The organism is Mesorhizobium sp. WSM4848 (assembly GCF_055811375.1).
Genome location: NZ_JBVVPX010000037.1, coordinates 1 through 18035 on the forward strand (window position 1 = coordinate 1; position 18035 = coordinate 18035).

The window sequence follows — 18035 nt, forward strand, 5'->3', positions numbered from 1 at the left end:
CCGCCAGACCGGACTATATCGCGCTCGGCCCAGTCTATCCGACCATCCTGAAACAGATGAAATGGGCGCCGCAGGGGCTCGAACGGCTTGGCGAATGGAAGCGCCAGATCGCGCCGACACCTCTGGTCGCGATTGGCGGCCTCAACCCCGAGCGGCTCGAGGGCGTCTTCGGTGCCGGTGCGGACAGCGCCGCGGTAGTGACCGACATCACATTGGATGCCGATCCGGAAGCGCGAACGCGCGAGTGGATCGAAAAGACGGACCGATGGCGTTGAGGCGCGAACCGCATGTGCTTGTCGTCGGCGGATCGGATTCCAGCGGGGGTGCTGGAATAGCACGAGACATCGAGACGATCTCTGCCATTGGCGTGCGCACCTGTCTTGCTGTCACCGCGCTGACGGTGCAAACGCACGACGCCGTCATGGAAATTAATCGTTCGCCACCAAGCCTGGTAGCCGATCAGATGCACGCCGCGCTGCAGGCCAACGAAGTGGCGGCAATCAAGATCGGCATGCTCGGAACAGCCGAGACCATCCTTACCGTTGCGGCGGTGCTGCGCGAAAATTGGCAAGTGCCGGCAGTACTCGACCCTGTGCTGGCCTCCACTTCAGGCCGCGCGCTTCTGGAAGCAGGCTCTATCGATGCCATGAAGCGCGATCTGATGCCACTTTGCTGCATTGTCACGCCCAACCTCCCTGAACTGGCGCTCCTTATTGGCTCCGAACTGGCAGTGGATGAGGACGGAGCGCTCCAACAAGGACAAAGACTGCTGGCCGCCGGTGCTCAAGCCCTGCTGATTAAGGGTGGGCATGCGTCGGGACCCCGATCGACCGATATTCTGTTACGCTCCGGTCATGAACCCATCCCCTTCGATGCACCGCGCCTTGCCGTATCGATGCGAGGAACAGGTTGCGTGCTGGCCAGCGCGATTGCGGCGCATCTGGCGAAGGCGAAGCCGCTCAAAGACAGCGTGCGCGAAGGCAAGCTGTTTGTTTTCGAGAGGCTTCGGCACGATTGATCTTGCCGGTGATGACTACGGCCTGGGCGTTGAGAACGTCGAGCGTGGTGCGCTGGCCGACATCGCTGCTCGACGACGCCATTCAAGGCAAGTCGGGCTGCGGTGTACGTGGTCGTGCAGTCAGTTGCTGACGGACCAGAGCGCGGCCGACTCCTCGTCGGGGCGCCGCTGAGCTTGTTATTGTCCTCACCGTCGGTATCGATCCGGGCCTGATTGGGCGATTCCTTATTCCGTCGTACAAGCGCCGAAGTGCGGCCATCCGAATAGATCGGTGTGGTCAGCGTCGCGCCGATGCTGGCTGAGTAGTCGTGCCGTCCTGCTGGCTGGCAATAGGTGAGGTGTTGCGACAGGCGCTCGAGACGCCAGCTGAAGTGGAAAGCTGCTGTGGCAGCAGCGCACCTTCGGCCGCTGCCACTCAAAACGCTCCCCGTCGACCAGATGCTCCGAGGCGAGGATGGCGGGTGCTCGCTTGATGCGGTCACGATTGCCGCATCGAGACTCGGGGCACCAGCTTCCACACGGGGCGGCCCTGAGCTGCTTGAGGAGGCGAACGCTTCAATAGCAAGCCCGCCGAAGTGAGGCGTCCTCAGAAGTGGCGCGGATTACGCGTGAATGCATCCAAAACGTGAATGTTCTTAATTGAAGCAATCGATTTCTCTAGTCGACGGATGATGAATATGAAGGCGTCACGAGGCCGAGAATGCGATCTGGGATGCCTAGGGCAATCGGCGGTCGTGGAGGCAACGACCACGTATTCGGCGCAGATAGCTCGGACCATCTAACCGATGAGAATGGCCGCTACAAACCGCATACCGTCGGTGAGGACGATAACAAGCTCAGCGGCGGCCCCGACGAGGATGTCGCCTATGCGCCGACGTGAAGCCCTGCGCGATGCTCTGGGTATGCCGAGTTGTTCGTAGTTGCGATGATGTTGCCATATCACAGTTGCGACCGCAGTTCCCACCATCCCAACCGCAAATGGTAAACTCAGTTCACGTCCAGGAGCGAAAGCAATATGCATCGTCGTAATCTGATCAAAGGGTTTGTTGCACTCGGCGCGTGTTCCATTTGCGCTGATGCCGCGGGGGCGGCGGGCACCCATTGGGGATATGCCGGCCCGGCCGGGCCCGAACACTGGGGCGATCTGGACAAGAGAAATTTCGTCTGCTCGGCGGGCACGCAGCAATCGCCGATCGATATCAAGGGCGCGGTAAAAGCGGATATTCCGCACATCGCCATAGGTTGGCACAAGGCCGGCGGCAGGATGGTGAACAACGGCCACACCATCCTAGTCAACCTGCCGCAAGGCAGCACCCTCACCCGCGGGGATCGTGTCTACGAACTGGTACAGTTCCATTTCCATGCGCCGAGCGAACACTACGTGGCAGGCAAGAATTTTCCGATGGAAGCGCATTTTGTCCATAAGGACACCGACAGCGACACTTTGGGTGTGCTGGGCGTGTTTCTGGCGCCAGGCGCGACAAATGCCAGCTTCGCCAGCCTTGCCGCAGCATTTCCCGCAATCTCAGGTGAGGAAACAGCGGTCGACGAGGTCGAGCCCAACGGGCTTCTACCGGCCTCACTTAGCTATTGGACGTATGCGGGATCCTTGACGACTCCGCCATGCACCGAAAACGTCGAGTGGATGCTGGCGACGGAACCGGTTGAGGTCGACCCGGCAGACATGGCGCGATTTACCTCACTCTACCCCCTGAACGCGCGGCCTATCCGATCACCCAATCGGCGCTTCATCCTAGGCCTCGGCTGAGGGCTGGCGCGCTATATCGACGTCTGATCCCCAATATCGTGAGGATGCGCTCCGCGTCGCTGAGGCCCTTTGGGAGCTCATCCTCGTCCTGTGAGCGGATCAAGACCAAGTGGGCGAGGATCTTCTTAAACCGTCTTTATGAGGGAGAGGATACACGTGGCTTTCCTGTTCCAACAGCATCCGGCAGCACACCGAAAGGATGGGGAGCTAGAATTCAGATTGGACCTTCGCAAGGCGTGCACCGCGGATCAAACGCCGTTTCCTTGGGAAAAATGGCTCAGTACCGACAAAGTATTTGTAATCGCACTAGCGGCCTCGTTTGTGCTCTTGGTCGGGACACAAAGGCAGGCCCCCCAGATCAACGAGGCGGCCCTAAGCGAGCTGCGAACGATTCAGATCAACTCCGCATTGCTCCAGCGCGACGTCGCCCGCGCTCGGACCGATATCGTATTGGACTGCCGTTCGGTTGCTTCTACCGGACAGGCATTGCAAAGGAATCTTAAAAACTTGCAAGGCCATCTCGAGATTTCGCCAGATGAGAGCTCCGGAGGGCACTCCAGATTGCTTGCACAGCTCAAAAAGTCCATCGAACACACAGCGGCTGCCATCGCAGCCTTGGCCGCGCAAAATGAGCTTATGCAAAGCTCTCTCGAAGACTTTGCTCGCTCGGCTAATAGCCTTGAGGGGGCACCGTCAAGCAGGCGTGAACTTTCCAATCTGATCCTCCAGTTTTCGGCCAGACCGGGACTCAGCCTCGCATCACAGATCGATCGGTCTCTCGACCGACTTGCTCCGACCCAGGACCAAGCCGCCGGGGATGTTGTCCGCAAGGGCCGCGCTGTCCTGTGGGCTATGTCTAGGTTGGACCGCGCTGCCAATCGGATCGCATCCTTCGACACGCGCGCCAAGGCCGCTGAACTGGAGCGAGAACATCTGAAAGGCTACAGCTTGGCCAGCTCGCAAGCGCAGCATACGCGACTTTTCTTTGGCTCGGTGTCCATATGCCTCTGCTTGTTTGGGATCGTTCGGGCCTCCAGGCTGCATGTGCGCACGAAACGGTTGGAAAGGCGGTTGGAGCTTGAAGCGGCAATGAGTGAGATCGAAGCTCGCTTCAACGACAGTCAAGCAACGAAGGTCTCGCGGCGCTTCTCCACCGAAGCAGCGCTTAGACGCGTTCAACGCGTTTTCGATGCGGATCAATGCGCGCTTGCTCTGGTGGATCCGAGTCTCAGCAGGCATACCGAGTGCTTTGTGGCGAACACGCGCATGCGCGTCTGGAACGCCGCGCTTATCGACGAAGTCGTCTCACTTATCGACGCAGGACAGCCAGTGTTTCGCGTCGTCCCGGCGCCGCAAGTGGTTCGGACTGCCGTAGGCACTTCGGGTGTTTGTCAAATTGTTGGTTGCAGGGCCTCCGATCAGCAAGCTGCGGTTTGCATCCTTGTTTTTGAAGGAGATCGCTCACACCCCTCAGCAGACGACCTCCGGGTTCTTGGTAGTGCTATTGTGCGTTTAAGCAACCACCTTGAAATGCAACGTGTACACGCGGAACGCAACCTTCTCGTGAGTCAATGGGAGCATGCGGAAAGGCTGAGGACGGTCGGCACAATCGCAAGCGGCGCCACACATGAATTCAACAATATTTTAGGAGCAATAATCGGATACTCAGAGATTGCGCAAAGTCTTGTGCGTGGCCCATCTAGAATTCGGAACCAAATCAATCAAATCATCTTAGCCGGCAACCGAGCCAAGCTGATCGTTGACCAGATTTTGTCACTCAGCCGAAACCGGAAGCGCGTGGCAGTGCCTTTCAATGTCTCCGAAATTGTAATGAATCTTGCGCCATTGCTGCGGGTGACAGTTCGTGCGGATGTTCAGTTGAACTTCAAGTTCAAAGAGTGGCAAACGGTGGTCGAGGGCAGCCCAACCGAGATACAGCAGATCCTTATGAATCTGTGCAAGAACGCGTCGGAGGCTCTCTTGAACCAGGGCCGTGTCGAGGTGAGCGTTTCTCGCGCCCACGTCTGCCAAACAAAGCTGCTGGCTCATGGCACCTTGAGACCTGGAGATTACGTTCTCCTATCCATCAGCGACGATGGCCCAGGAATCGCAAGTTCGGTACTTCCGCATGTCTTTGAGCCCTTTTTTACCACGCGCTCTCGCGTCGGCGGGACCGGGCTGGGTCTTGCTGCAGTGGACAGACACGTGAGCGCGCTCGCAGGATGCCTTGACGTCACCTCGGCTGTTGGCCGAGGTACGCGCTTTGATATCTACTTACCGGCCTCCGAGGAGGAGCCAGTCAGCGCTGACATCGCTTTCGGTCCATACGACGGATCACTCGACAACGGAGAAATCATTGCAGTCGTGGAGCCCGATTCAGCAGAGTTGGAGTTCTACACGGACAAGGTCGCCGCGCTGGGTTATAAGCCGGTCGGCTTCGCGACCTTCGAAAGTCTTTGCGGCTGGATCGAGAGCGGGAAGGCAGCTGACCTGCTAATCTTGGGTAAAACTCCGTTCCTCGAGCGAGGACAGGCCGAATCCGTATGCCCCACCCTCATGACGGTGCCTGTCATAGTTGTCGGTGAAATCGACCCCATGCCGGTCACATCTGATAATCAGGCTTTCGTCCTTTGGCTAGCGAAGCCGGTCTCGTCCAGGACAATGGAGCATGCAATTCGTACAATGATGATGGCATGATGCCGCTGACTCGCTCAGGCTACCCAAGCAATCTGAGAAGGCCCGTCAAAGAGACATCGAAGCAGAACAAAATGCCGCGTCACATCACAATCGACCTATCGACCCCGAGACGTTGTTCTAGCCTTAGTGCTTGTTAAGAAGGTCGGCTACTGTCTCTCCCCGTCGCCGGGCATCGGCGGCGAGCCATACCTCTCCCACCTCATACACTTCGCCTTGGGTACGGAACGGTACAATGACGTCGATGGCAGCCGACAGCATGTCAAGAAGCGTGCGGTCTTCCACAGCGGCTCCTTGCGGGCTGCTCTTGACGAGTGAAAAGAGCTTTTTAAAGCCTTGGACCGGATCTGCCCCATGAATCGTTGATATTGATCCCGCATGGCCGGAGACGACTTCGCTAAGGTAGGCCCAAGCAGCATCATCGCGCATCTCGCCAAGCAATATCCGATCAGGACGCATGCGCAAGCTGGCTTGCAACAGTTGCTCGGCTGTCACCGCACCTACCCCTGCTCGGGCCTTCGGATAGAGTAACCGGACATGGTTCTCGTGCGGGATTGCAAGTTCGAGCGTGTCCTCGATACTTATCAGTCTCTCTTGCGGGGGTATAGCGTTGATCAAAGTCTTGCTCATTGTCGTTTTGCCGCTTCCAGTAGGTCCGCAAAGCAGCATCGTGAGCCGCCCGCAAACGCACGCTCGCAAAAATTGCTCCAAGTCACCATGGTCGTAGTGCTGAAGAATCGTTTCGTCCTGCCGCTCTTGGCGCTCCTTTCGTGACCGCCATTGATTCCAACGCGAGTATTCGTAGCGAGAAGAAACTTCCTTCAGTTCGGTCACACGACTTGAGGGACGCCGTATCGTCAGGCTTATTGTTCCTGAGGGAACAGCGGGCGGCAAACAGATCTGCAGCCGCTCTCCGTTCGGCAGCTCAGTCGCACAGAGGGGGCTTTGCGGTCCGACATCTTGCTTGCGCAGCGCTCCAGCGAGGATCGCGATGTCCTCCAGATCGTCATAAGATAGCGGTAGCGGATGTTTCTTGAAAACGCCGGCCTGTCGGACAAAGGCTTCCCCAGGCCGGTTGATAGCGACCTCTTCGGTCCTTGGCTCCTCAAGCCATTTCAGAACGGGGTCGAGAAGCAAACGCAATTGAGGATCAGCCTCCGATCGCATTGTTGTCCCTCCGGCGTTCGCGATGTTGGGGGGCTGGCGCCACGGCGGTCGCTCTAAGATCGTATACATCTGAGAAATCGAGGTCCCGAGCCACAAAGATGGATACAGCATCTCCCTGGTTTTTCTTCAGAGTTGGCGGAAGGTTGATCGTCGCTCTCAGTGTCGTCTCGACGGCTTGTCCACCATTGCTCTGGAAGCTGTTGATGCCGCTTCCTTCGCCAGAGCTAGCCGCATATTGACCGGCCGCCTGAAACGCGCCTTGAATGACGCTCATGAGCATTGCTCCGCCAAAGCGCTGCCAGACGTGATTATCCACCGTGCCAGGCATACCGGAGCGGCCGAGTTCGTCAGCGCCCGGCGATGCTATCGACACGAGGGCATGGTCAGGCGTTTCGATGCGCGTCCACAGCACGAAGACACGCGCATCCCCCTGTTGGAGACCGCGCTGGATCTCGCCAATCACGGTCGTCCCGCGATCCAAGAGCACGACATTGTTGGTGGCGCCGCGGACGTCTTTAGGTAACACGCACTTCACATAACCCGGTAAATTTGTGTCGACTGCCGTTTGCAAAATGCAGGGAATGATCGTTCCTTGAGTAATCACGAGATCTGGGTGCGGCAAAAGTGTAGCCCGGCTTGGCTCCTGTATATCTGGCTTCAATCGCCCTGACAGATCGCCACCGATTGAAATCTCATTCTCGGTCGCGGGAGCATCCTTATGGTAGTCTTCGCTCCGCTGACCGTCGTCGGGCATTTGACTGCTGCTACTGTAGGCGAAAATTGGTGTTTCCTCCGGCGGCGGATCAGCTGGCGCCGGTGGCGTGGATGGCGCAGGATCTGCCGCCTGCGCCGCCTGTACGGGTGCTGGAGGTTCGGGAGCAATCTCGATTGGCACAGGGCGGTATGGCTCAGCGTTGGGGAAAATTGGCGGTTTTGGCTGAGATGGTTCATCTTGTGTGCTGGGACGACCTCCGAGCCAGATGAGCGATAGAGATGAGATGAGAACAAGACCAGCGACGGCCAACTTCTGCGATCCCGATAGATGCCGGCGGGCCGGCTCCGAGACGATCGATCTAGATGCATCGACATCGTGTGCCGACTGTGGGCCGGTTTCATTCATCGGCCCGAGCCTTTCAAAACGCGCCACACGTCGGGTCTCACTGTACCGGTCCCTGGCGCTCGTCCCACAGGATCATAAGCCCTGTTGAAAATGGACAAGACCGTATTGCCATCTCTCAGACGCCATTCCCGGGCGACTGCGGATACTTCAACATAGTCCCCTTTGACTGCGTAATTGGCAGCGGCTTCCTTGCCGTCGGGATTGATAACGTAGAGGGAGGGTATGCGGGAATTGCTTGCGAAGCCAAATACGGTCGTAAAGCCATTATCGAAGACTTCCAGCGGCGCCAGCGATCGGTCGCCCTTTGCGACGTAGTGAAAATTGCTTTCGTCCGGACTGGCGGTTGCGGCGGGCCGATTCAACAAATCCTGAACTCTGTCATCTTGCAGCACTTTCGCCCGGGCCTGACCAAGAATCGAGCGCCTTTCTGCTTCCTTTCTCTGAGCAGCAGCCTCATCAGCAGGGTAGGTGAACTGCACACTGTAGTATAGGTCAGGTTGCTGCTCATCGAGTTTTGGCATCGCTCTCGTTGAAATACTGAATACGTATCTCCGTGTACCGGACTCGCTCTCGGCCAGCACGATGACCGGCTGCGGCGGGAGCATCCGGCTAGCCTTAAAAAAGAGATAGTTGGCGCGCGGGAGCGCAGCCAGGTCTTTGCTATTGGAAACGGCCACGGCTGCGACGGTCTCGTTGGTCGCGAATGTGACAACCAGCGTTGCCCCCACTGCGGTCGATAGGCGCACCACTTCGTCGGGACGGTAAGCCAGGTAGCGCATCCGCGCATCATGCTTGCCGGCAAGTGGTGTGTCTTCCGCGGACGCCTCGATCGTTAAGAAAAGTGAACAGGCCAGCGCGAGAAACGCTCGTTTTGTCATGGCTGTACGGGCCCCGGGATTGATACACTATCTTCCGAGGCTTGATAGGAGGTAACGAGTAGTCCGCCCGGATTGGTCAGCCTCGATTGCCCAGGCAGACCCGTCAAGCGCTCGTAGCGGATGGTTGCTGTCCAGGTGGTCACCATCGGCATCTGCCCATCAACGATAAGAGAGCGTTTGTAGCGGATCTGTTGAACGTCCGGACTGATGTCATTTGAGGAAATGTGCTCAACCTCGAGCTTGCCGCGCTTGCCGACCGTGACTTGCGGCGAGGTGGGATTCGGATAGTTGAAGTAATCTTGATATTCCTGTCGCACAGCCGGTGCGCTGAAACTGGATACGAGATCATAGCCGTATTGGGCTGTATCTGCTGTGTAGCCCTCGCGCAGGCGTACATATTCCCACAGCGAAGCATTTACGACGGCCCGGTCTTGGGTTGCCGGCAGTTGAGAGACTGACACTTCGCTGTCAACTGTCCCATCCGGCCGTACCCAAAGGAACACAGGCACGAGCTTGGCCAACGGGACCATGGCAGCGATGGTAAATGCCTGCGCAACGTTTCCTAGGACCGCCGCCGCCGCAAAGGCTATAAGGGTCTTTGACAGGCGCCGCGCAGACTTCGCTCGTGACGTTTGAAACGCTTCCACCTCCTTGTAGTGGGCGGCTAGCGTTTCTCTCTCCACCAGAAGGGCATGTTCAGGAAACTTCACTTGGGCTCTTCCGCGCAATCGACCTGAAGATCCTCAGGGGTGATTTCCCATTGTCCCACGTTCAGTTGGAATGGCGTACCCGCACAGGTCGCAAGCCCATCGGTTGTCTTGCAGGCGGCCAAAGCTAGGATTGATAAAATTAGGCAATATTTCATTTTGGCACCGCGCTAGTGATTGATTAACGACCCGCCGTTTTGGCAGGGGGGCGAGTGAGGCTGCTAGGCAGTTGGTTCGTACCTGCCCAAGAGCCGCCGGCGATGCTGCTGGCGATCGCCGGAAGCGCGACGATCAGAGCGTCGCCAGCCAGGAAAAGCATGTCGAGTTCGTAAAGCCCGATGATCTTGGCTGCTGTCGTACCGGAGTTTTTGATCACCAAAAGCATGACTCCCAGCGAGGCTGCTTCGGCAGCGATAACTATCGTTGCAACGATGTTGAGGAGGAGAAGCAGCAGCCCATACGAGAGCAGTTGGCCGATCCATTTGGTAGCCATGTCTCGAGTGTGATCAAAAAGGTAGCCTACAAGAACCAGGGGGCCGATCGCCAAAAGCACCTTCGTCAGAATTCCGACGGCATCATAGATCTCGAACGCTGTCCACAGCGCGCCGTAGAAAATCCATTCCGCTCCCTGGAAAGCAAGTATGTCCTGGCCATTCATAGGCCCAATTTCGGAAGCAATCACCTGAAGGGAATACTGAGTTAAAGCAAACATCATGTCGAGCTTCTGGGGGATACCGATGAAGGGCAAGTCGCTGCCACTGATCTGGTGAGCAAGCCTTGGAATCGTCTTGTCGAAGACCGCTTCAATGTACTGCTGGTAGTTGGCCTGGCTTAAGATAAGGGCAACGACAATCGATACCATGATTACGCGCGAGATACCCCCGCGCGCATCGACTTGACCACGCATGACCAGACAGCCTTGGATTATTATCCAAAGCGTGACACACGCAACCAGAGGCGCGCTGACCGCCTCTTGGATTTTTTCAAGCACGTTGTGCAGCCCTAACGTAAAGGCCTGATGAAAGATCGTGTCTATAGCCGTGAATGGCGCGTGAATTTTGAAAGTCATGGCGTGAGCCTGATTTGTCGCTGATCAGCGCAGCTGAGCCGGATGAACTCAGCGTCGTTTACGGGAGGACGCCAAAAATGCGAGCGGTCTTCTGGCGTTCGCGACGCTGCATCGCGGCCTCCTCTGCGGCGTGAAGGCTTGCTTGTGCAGTGGCCATCGTCAGCAGACTCGTGGCCTGGGCATTTTGGATGATCGCATCGTGAATCTGCTTGAGGACCAGACCATTGGTCACCGTGGCCTGCACAATATTTCTCGAGCTGGAAAGCTGACCAAGCGTGTTGTCGTTAGCCTTAAGGCGCTTGTCCATTACGTCCAGAGTGTCGGCTGCAAGACCTGCGGCATTGGCGGCACCAGCGATTTGCTCCTCTAACAGTTTCCCTTCTGCATCGGTGCCGGTGACTCTCCGATCTGAGTCCTGCGCAATGTTACGCGCCATAATCGAAGCTGGCGCCCGAGCATCAAACATCTGCCCCTCCAGCTTGTTGCTCGACGGGTAGTGATTTCCTTGGTTCAGTGCGCCCAGCAGTCCCGTGACACCGAATGACGACGTTAGCATCTCCACCATTTCGATCGTGGTAGCGAGCGTCTCGGCTGACTTTATAAGGATCGCCGCAGTGGAAGCCGCTGTTAAGGCCGATTGTGTTTCTGTTACTGGGTCGCTGACAATAAATTGCGACCGGGCCTGTGTGCTAAGCAGAAAGGAAGTAGCGAGCGTTGTTGCTGCAAGCTTGGCAAATCTCATGAATATTCCTCCGTCAGTCTTGAACTTCGTGGTAACGAGCCATGAACTCGTCGAGCCACGCACTTGGGGCATCTCCGTGCTGGTCACGAAGCTGGTCGGCAAAGCGCACGGTGTTGGCCCGCCCCGAGAGTACGGCTACATGCTCGCGCATCTGGCCGAGATCGAATTCGCAAACAACACTCCCGCTGTCGCGCTTGAGCAAAAACTTGCGGCTGCCAATTGCCATTCCCTGGCGGATTGCCTCGAACTCCTGCGTGGTGCACTTCAAGCCATCGACATACGCACCCCGGTCCGCCGTCGGTGATGGGTAGAAAATCTTCGTCATGCATTGCGCAACGAGACTGGCTCCGAGAGGCGATTCAAGCACGTGTTCAGGCTGCTGCGTTGCGAGTATCAACATCCCATTATTCTTGCGGACGGTGAGCAAGAACTTGTCGATAACAGCCGAGAACTGGGGGTTGAGCAGATAGAAGCGAAATTCGTCGCAGCTCATGACGAACCGACGCCCATCGACAACAGCGCCCACGCGATGCAGAAGATACGCGGCGGCGGGCGCACAGACCTCCTCAAATTCCAGGAGCTGCGTCATGTCGAAGCCGGTAATGCAGGCATCCAGCCTTACTTCGTCGACATCGCCGTCAAAGGCCCATCCAAGTGCATTCCCTCTACACCACCGCTGCAGCCGCGCTCCAGCGCCCTCGGAGGGGCCGTGCAGCAGGAATTCGCGCAGGCCCGCAATTGAGCGCATGACGGGTTCGAACGAAAGTTGACGAACAATGCCACGCTCCAGTCGACGGCTTTCCTCCGGCGAGATCGGGCCACGGCCGTCACTCTCGATTAGAGCCATCAACCATTCGCGCAGAAAGTCCAACGAGGCGGAGGTGTTGTCCAGTCCACGCAGAGGGGCCAAGCCGCTCGGAGCGCCTCTGCGCAACGCTAGATATGTCCCTCCGGTGGCTCGCACCAGCAGTTCACCACCCCGGTCCTTATCGAAAAAGACGATGGCACCATCGCGATCCACCACGCTTTGCTCAAGCATCGCGAGGATAAACGTCATCAGCGTCGTCTTGCCTTTGCCGACGGGTCCGAATATCGCCGTCATACCGACGTCATTCTCATGCGGGATGTAGTCGAAAGAAGTTCCACCGTTCGTGCGAAAGCGCGCAACCGCTTTGCCCCAGTGGCCGGAAGTGGAACCACTTGGGAAGTTTTCAAAAGAGACAAGCCCGGCAAAATTGTGCGAGGTGATCGCCCCGGGGCGCGTGCGCCACTTCTTGTTCCCCGGAAGTTGGGACCAGTACGCGGCCTCCATGCCGATACCCTCTTGGACGATAACGGCGCCCGTGTCGGCCAGCCTTGCGCGGGCATTTGCTGCGCGATCTCCAAGGCTGTTGAGGCTGTCGGCATAGACGCACAGGCTCAAATGATGTGAACCCATGACGAACTCGTTGCTAGCCAGTGCGTCCTCTGCTTCGGCAAGTTCATTGATCTGGGTGAGAGCCTTGTCGCCGGCGCTCGTCATCTGGCTGGACTTAAGGCTAAGCTTCGCATGAGCTTGTGGCCGAGTGAGGAAGGAAAAGCTCTGGCTGAGGACAAGCGGGAAGTTGGCGGACAGCAACGGATTTAGCATGCCTGGCCGCGTCGTCGCCGGATATTCACGGAACGAAAACAATGACCCCACGGAGCTATCCCCGGGTCTTCGAATCTCCAGCGCCCGCTTCCCGCATATGACCTGGTCAGTGTAGATCGAAGCGCCAAGTGAGCCGGAAACCATCGGAACCGGGAGAAACCGGCAAGTCATTATCAGCCGAAGCGCCTCACCGATTTCCGTGAAGAGCACGTCGCCTTTCTCACGAACACCCAACCGGCGCAGACCGTAACTGCCGAGTGACCCAGCAATGATCTGCCAGAGGTCCTCCAGGGTTCGTATTTGTGTGGCCAGATCGTTGTCATTGCGCCCGGGGGATTTGGCAATGCGCCAGCCGATCTTGCCGATTGCGGTGCGGGGGAACACGACGACAGTGAGGAAGTGATCGTTGCGAAAGAGCTTGCCCGACAGCACACGGCTCTCGTAGACCTCGCTCAGACTGCCAGCGAATGCACTTTGAAACTGACGCAATGCCGGCTCTGGCACATCGTTGTTTCGCACAAGATGCGCGTATAGCGTGACATTGTCATCGGCGATGTTGCGCAAGAGAGTGTTGAACGCGCGGCAGCGCGAGTTGCGCATCTCAGCGTCTTCCAAATCAAACGGCAGCCCGTTCACATGTGCCATGGCCATGATCGATCCGTCCTCCATAAGGACGACCTGATCGCTTAGATGACCAACATACGGAAGGTAGATCTCGCCAGATCTCTCGGTCCGGCCACTGGCGCCAAACATTACACCATTCCTCTTCCGCGTTTCGGCACTCTGATCGGATTGGCGCTGACGCTCGCGCCGCCCCAGACCGGCCCGTCCACGCTTCTGCCGGCAGTCTGCAAATAGAGAAGCGCGACGCTTGCGGCGTTATAGTCACGCTCAACAACCAGCCGTGCTCCGAACCAGAGTGGCACGAGCACGATTTCGTAGAGTGGATTCTGAAGGATAATGATGACGAGCCCAGCCAACATCATGAGCAATCCGGCCAGCGTCAGCGGCACCCCCAGGAACAGTGCGGGGCGTGTCGCCGCCACATAGAGGGTGCTCACTTCCAACCGGTCGCTCATCAGCCACCGCCTATGAGCGCCTTGCCCAGGAAGCTGGCGCCGAACATGATGACGATCCCTCCAACGACACCCGCAACCAGGCCAAGTGAAGCACGACCGAACATCCAAGAGATACCGATGGCCACGAGTCCGAGCACGGCCAGTGATTGTCCGAAGGGGCCAAGTATGAAGGTGCAGATATTCTGGACCATCTTGGCGGGATCCGTCCCTCCGGTCACCTGAGCCGCGGCTGGCCCGATGGAGAAGACCGTCCACGCCGCGCCTACAGCAGCGGCAGGTACATATTCAGCCGCCATGCGCAGCATGGAAAAAGGCGAAGGAACACGCGTTTTAAACGTACGAAGTATTTTGAGTGGCTTCATCATTGCATCTCCATGATTCAATCGAATACGAGTTTGTTCGGGTTCGAGGGTTCCGGCTCTTCCGCAGCCTGGCTGCCTGTCGGACCGGAGGGATCGGCCCCGGAGCGGTTTCGCCGATAGGAGCCCCAAACGTCCCACGATTCTTGTGCGGGCTGCTTTTCATTAGTCTGTTGGCTCTGTTCGAGCAGAGGGGGCACGGTTTTCGGACCGGCTGCCTCAAGGTCTGGCACATCTTGAGCGGTCGGCTCCAGCGTTCGCTCAAGGAGACTTGAGATGTCCTTTGCGGCCGACTCGACCTTGCGTACATAACCGTTGGTGAAGCCACGCGTGACGTCGCCCGTGTTATAGGCCGAGATGGCACGGCGAAGCGCAAGTTGCTGCGCCGGAGCAGTCGTGCCGCCGGCATACCGGCTTTCAAGCAAGTGGGCGGCAGCCGAAAGCGAGGCGCAGGGCTCGAAAGCCTTTTCCGGCGTGAGGTTGAACATGGGAAAGTTGTTGCTGTTTATCTGCATCAATCCAACGTCGACAGAATGTTGTGCTTCGAGGCGGCGCTTGATGCCTCGCGTGGCTTCCAGGTGATCTATCCAGCGAAGCTGCTCACCTGTGGTGTTGTCATGAGCCACCAGCGGTTCAAAGCCACTTTCAATCTTGGCAATCGCGGCGAGGGTGGACGGCGCAACCCATGGAGCGCATTTGCGCGACAGGCTGTGGAACTCACGGGGAGAAAGTGGCGCGGGCTCGGCTGGGAGCGACATGGATGTCAACAGGACGATGGCCAGGGGCCAAGCTGCAATAAACATTCCCTATCACCTACCTTTCCAAGCCGCCGGACGGGTTCTGGCTCTGTCCGGCACGCGCTTATCGGGGAGGTTTGTTACTGTGTGATGTTCAAGTTCAGCTTTTTGGTTTCAACTGAAGCAAAGACCGTGTTCGTGTCAGCGTGGGTGAGCAGCTTGCGCATGCGTGGGGTGGAGCGGGCCCGATCAGCCAGCGAGATCCGGAGCATCTTGGTACGATGACTCCTGTCCCGGCCGTCCGTTGCTCCTGGACCGTGTGCCGTGACTTCGGCGTCATGGATGGTGATGGGATCTTCTGTCAGCGCCAAGCCAAGGACAAAATGGGAAGCTTGGCGGGTTTGTTCAGGCTCGGGATTACCGTGGGGAATCGACGAAGGCGCTAAAGCAGCCCAACTTTGCCGATATGCTGTCGGTAATTTAAGAGACAGTCATGCGCGGTCCTGCACACTCAGATCATTGCTTGAGACGCGAGCTCGTCCGCGAAGCTGGCTCGAGGCGCAAATCCGCGGGGGCGAGGCTCAACTGGGAGACGTGGCGGCGCAGCCCATCCTGGTGCGAGCCTGGTTCAGCTGTTCGGCCGCGCCGCCAACGGGTGGATCATCCACAGTCCCATCGGCAGAAAACCGCACGCCATTAACGGAGTCCGACGTCGCAATGGACAAGCATAGTGACACGCTCAAGATGGAGGAGTTGCAGTAACTGAGAAATGTTAGCCCGAACGTTCGGCGACCTGCCGGTCGCCCGAACAGCATTTGAGGCCGCCGGCCACCTTGGACGAAGCCGGCTTGGCAGGAGACATACTATTTGGCACAAGGCCGCTGCAGCGAATCACGGTCTTCTTCCGCCGACCGCCTCTCCGATCAACCAAACGCCGCGCTGCTCAACCATGTCCGAGCTGGATCCACGAGCCGGAGGATGTCGAGATGATCCAGGTCCGCAAACTCCAGGATGACGAGGATGCAAGGGCATAGCAGGAAAACTTGGCATCCATGAGGTCGAACTCGAGTGGTATTGGCAGGTCTGCACCAACGGGGAGCTCGAAGCGAAAAAGCGGAAGAACCACACGGCAGGGTCATGTCGGCGCTTGGACCTGTCTGGGGCCACGGGCTGCCTGTATGCGGTCAATTCGCCAGGGATGAAAAGACCAGGACGAGCACGGCCTCACATTGGCCTCACGCAACGGCGAGTGGTATCAGGGGCAGCTGTTCTGCGTCGGTCCCCAGGGTTGCTCGGCATCAGGTTTAGACAAGGGGATTCAAAATTGAAGGTGAGCCGTTGAAACATGTTCTTGTCATTGACGATGATGCCGCAATGCGGCGCCTCATCGCCGAGTATCTCACGATGCATGCCCTCAAGGTAACCGCAGTCCACGATAGCAAGCAGTTTGACTTTGTTCTTTCACATGAGCCAGTCGATCTCGTGGTTGTTGACCTTAACCTAGGCCGGGAGGATGGACTTGCGATCGTCCGCAATCTGGCGACAAAATCGGATGTTCCTATCATAGTGATCAGCGGCGACCGGCTTGATGAGGCGGAAAAAGTGGTTGCACTGGAGCTCGGCGCAACCGATTTCATTCCCAAGCCTTTCGGGATGCGCGAATTCTTGGCCCGCATTCGAGTAGCGCTACGCGAGCGCATGTCTAGTCCGCGAACCAGAGATCAGCGCTCATTTCGCTTTGGGGCCTGGAAGCTCAGCGTGAAGCAGCGGCGACTGATCTGTGCGGAGCGTGGCGAGGTCAAGCTTACCGCATGTGAGTTCAATCTCTTGATCGCATTTCTGGAGAACCCCCGCAACGTACTATCCAGAGAACGGCTTTTGCTCGCGAGCCGTGTGCGTGGAGAAGAGGTGTACGACCGAAGTATTGATGTCCTAATCATGCGCTTGCGCCGAAAGCTGGAGGCTGATGCGGCCAATCCTCGCCTAGTCAAGACATGCCGTGGTGCAGGGTACTTCTTCAACGCTGACGTAGACGTTAGCTACGGAGGTACCTTGGCCGCGTGACAGGAGCTATTCAGGAGATTGGCTGACGAGGCTGATCAAGCGTAAGCGGTGTTCTAAGGCCACGGCCTTTAGCTCGGGCGCCCGGATGTAGGCCAAAAGCAGCAGGTCGTTGATCTGGCTGTTCGGATGGCTGTTGACGATCCTGGTGAGGACGTCGGCGAGATAGCCGAGTGGCTCGACACCATTGAGCTTGCAGGTTTCGATCAGCACGCAATGACTGCCCAGTGTTCGGCACCGCCGTCGAGCCAGCGAAGAGCGCGTTCTTGCGGTTGAGCGCGATCGGACGGATTGAGCGCTCGACGGTGTTGGCGTCGATCTCGATACGGCCGTCGTCAAGGAAGCGCGAGAGGCCTTCCCAGCGTGAGAGCGTGTAGAGGATTGCCTCGGCGAGCTTGGTCTTCTGACTAATCAGGCCGAGCTTTTCGCGCAGCCAAGGTTCAAGATCGGCGACAATAGCGCGGCTATTTTCCTGACGCATCGCACGGCGTTCATTGGCCGATCGGCCGCGGATATCGTCCTCGATCTTGAGGTCGGCGATCGTCTCAGCGCCTGGCTGGCGATCGGCGAGTTCCAGGCCTACAATCGCCTGCCAACAGTGCCAGCCTGATCAATTACGGCGAGAGCTACCGGTCCGGAGATCGCATCAGCCTCCGTCGCCAAAGAGCTGTTCTGCTTCATCCCGGCCATCGAGCTCAACGCCCCGCGTCGGAGCGCTCTCTGCTTCTGGAGGAAGCCATGAGGTCTGCTCGGGCTTGATCGGAGGCTTGCCTGATGGGCGTCGTGGTTGCTTCGCTCGCCTGCCGCCCCATGGCGAGGCTTTGCGGATTCTCAGTCCTCTGCCTCTTCGCCGGTCTCAACAGCGCTGTGTAATGTTCATTGTTGATGATGACGCCCCCGCTGTTCACGCGGTTGCTCCTGTCAGGTGGGCTCGGCAGCTCGTCCTGGGCCTCGCGAGTCCTGCCCAAGTGCTGGTCAAACGGCGCTGGCGCGACTTGTCGGGCTT

At 57.9% G+C, this 18035-nt stretch carries 17 protein-coding genes and 1 pseudogene; 6 read left to right on the forward strand and 12 right to left on the reverse strand.

The genetic code is table 11. From position 1 onward, the window contains the following. The 5 genes from AC0L16_RS26975 to AC0L16_RS26995 all read left to right on the forward strand — a co-directional run. Nucleotides 1-275, forward strand: a 275-nt coding sequence (locus AC0L16_RS26975; protein WP_473624322.1) for a thiamine phosphate synthase, incomplete at its 5' end; no start/stop codon positions are given. After that, nucleotides 266-1018 carry a hydroxymethylpyrimidine/phosphomethylpyrimidine kinase gene (locus AC0L16_RS26980; protein ID WP_473624323.1) on the forward strand — a complete coding sequence of 251 codons (753 nt, stop codon included), beginning with the start codon at nucleotides 266-268 and terminating at the stop codon, nucleotides 1016-1018. The genes AC0L16_RS26975 and AC0L16_RS26980, both read left to right, overlap by 10 nt. 712 nt (nucleotides 1019-1730) lie before the next feature. Continuing rightward, nucleotides 1731-1898 (forward strand): hypothetical protein, encoded by a 168-nt coding sequence (locus AC0L16_RS26985; RefSeq protein WP_473624324.1) that lies wholly within the window; start codon nucleotides 1731-1733, stop codon nucleotides 1896-1898. A 135-nt stretch (nucleotides 1899-2033) separates the two neighbouring features. Next, on the forward strand, nucleotides 2034-2786 hold the full coding sequence (locus tag AC0L16_RS26990; RefSeq protein ID WP_473624325.1) for a carbonic anhydrase: 753 nt from the start codon (nucleotides 2034-2036) through the stop codon (nucleotides 2784-2786). Between the two features lie 156 nt (nucleotides 2787-2942). Further along, a complete protein-coding gene (locus AC0L16_RS26995; RefSeq protein ID WP_473624327.1) occupies nucleotides 2943-5483 on the forward strand; it encodes a two-component system VirA-like sensor kinase in 2541 nt (846 codons plus the stop codon). A gap of 123 nt (nucleotides 5484-5606) precedes the next feature. Here the strand turns inward: AC0L16_RS26995 and virB11 are convergent, their stop codons facing one another. Genes virB11 through AC0L16_RS27050 form a run of 11 tightly spaced genes read right to left on the reverse strand, consistent with a single transcriptional unit; the run spans nucleotide 5607 to nucleotide 15034 of the window. Continuing rightward, the gene (gene virB11 / locus AC0L16_RS27000; protein ID WP_473624328.1) at nucleotides 5607-6647 is read right to left on the reverse strand and encodes a P-type DNA transfer ATPase VirB11; all 1041 of its coding nucleotides are present in this window, start codon (nucleotides 6645-6647) and stop codon (nucleotides 5607-5609) included. Further along, nucleotides 6631-7767 carry a type IV secretion system protein VirB10 gene (gene virB10, locus AC0L16_RS27005; RefSeq protein WP_473624329.1) on the reverse strand — a complete coding sequence of 379 codons (1137 nt, stop codon included), beginning with the start codon at nucleotides 7765-7767 and terminating at the stop codon, nucleotides 6631-6633. The genes virB11 and virB10 overlap by 17 nt, the downstream gene beginning before the upstream one ends. Beyond that, nucleotides 7764-8645 carry a P-type conjugative transfer protein VirB9 gene (locus AC0L16_RS27010; RefSeq protein ID WP_473624330.1) on the reverse strand — a complete coding sequence of 294 codons (882 nt, stop codon included), beginning with the start codon at nucleotides 8643-8645 and terminating at the stop codon, nucleotides 7764-7766. The genes virB10 and AC0L16_RS27010 overlap by 4 nt, the downstream gene beginning before the upstream one ends. Beyond that, a complete protein-coding gene (locus AC0L16_RS27015) occupies nucleotides 8642-9355 on the reverse strand; it encodes a type IV secretion system protein VirB8 (RefSeq protein ID WP_473611885.1) in 714 nt (237 codons plus the stop codon). The genes AC0L16_RS27010 and AC0L16_RS27015 overlap by 4 nt, the downstream gene beginning before the upstream one ends. Beyond that, entirely contained in the window at nucleotides 9352-9510 is a 159-nt protein-coding gene (locus tag AC0L16_RS27020) for a type IV secretion system lipoprotein VirB7 (protein WP_473491950.1), read from the reverse strand. Before AC0L16_RS27020 ends, AC0L16_RS27015 begins: the two co-directional genes overlap by 4 nt. A gap of 23 nt (nucleotides 9511-9533) precedes the next feature. Continuing rightward, nucleotides 9534-10421: a type IV secretion system protein gene (locus AC0L16_RS27025; RefSeq protein WP_473624331.1), complete on the reverse strand. Its 888-nt coding sequence runs from the start codon at nucleotides 10419-10421 to the stop codon at nucleotides 9534-9536. 58 nt (nucleotides 10422-10479) lie between these two features. After that, nucleotides 10480-11163, reverse strand: a complete 684-nt coding sequence (locus tag AC0L16_RS27030) for a TrbJ/VirB5 family protein (protein WP_473523892.1) — start codon at nucleotides 11161-11163, stop codon at nucleotides 10480-10482. 13 nt (nucleotides 11164-11176) lie between these two features. Continuing rightward, the gene (gene virB4 / locus AC0L16_RS27035) at nucleotides 11177-13546 is read right to left on the reverse strand and encodes a type IV secretion/conjugal transfer ATPase VirB4 (RefSeq protein ID WP_473624333.1); all 2370 of its coding nucleotides are present in this window, start codon (nucleotides 13544-13546) and stop codon (nucleotides 11177-11179) included. Beyond that, nucleotides 13546-13872: a type IV secretion system protein VirB3 gene (locus AC0L16_RS27040; protein ID WP_473491954.1), complete on the reverse strand. Its 327-nt coding sequence runs from the start codon at nucleotides 13870-13872 to the stop codon at nucleotides 13546-13548. The genes virB4 and AC0L16_RS27040 overlap by 1 nt, the downstream gene beginning before the upstream one ends. Then, a complete protein-coding gene (virB2, locus tag AC0L16_RS27045) occupies nucleotides 13872-14237 on the reverse strand; it encodes a pilin major subunit VirB2 (RefSeq protein ID WP_473491956.1) in 366 nt (121 codons plus the stop codon). The genes AC0L16_RS27040 and virB2 overlap by 1 nt, the downstream gene beginning before the upstream one ends. 14 nt (nucleotides 14238-14251) lie before the next feature. Beyond that, on the reverse strand, nucleotides 14252-15034 hold the full coding sequence (locus AC0L16_RS27050) for a type IV secretion system lytic transglycosylase VirB1 (RefSeq protein ID WP_473624334.1): 783 nt from the start codon (nucleotides 15032-15034) through the stop codon (nucleotides 14252-14254). A 1272-nt stretch (nucleotides 15035-16306) separates the two neighbouring features. Here AC0L16_RS27050 and virG point away from each other — a divergent pair. Continuing rightward, on the forward strand, nucleotides 16307-17032 hold the full coding sequence (gene virG, locus AC0L16_RS27055) for a two-component system response regulator VirG (RefSeq protein ID WP_473624335.1): 726 nt from the start codon (nucleotides 16307-16309) through the stop codon (nucleotides 17030-17032). Between the two features lie 6 nt (nucleotides 17033-17038). Here virG and AC0L16_RS27060 read toward each other — a convergent pair. Continuing rightward, nucleotides 17039-17599, reverse strand: a pseudogene (locus AC0L16_RS27060) (IS66 family transposase); the annotation flags it as partial. Nucleotides 17600-18035: the final 436 nt, after the last annotated feature.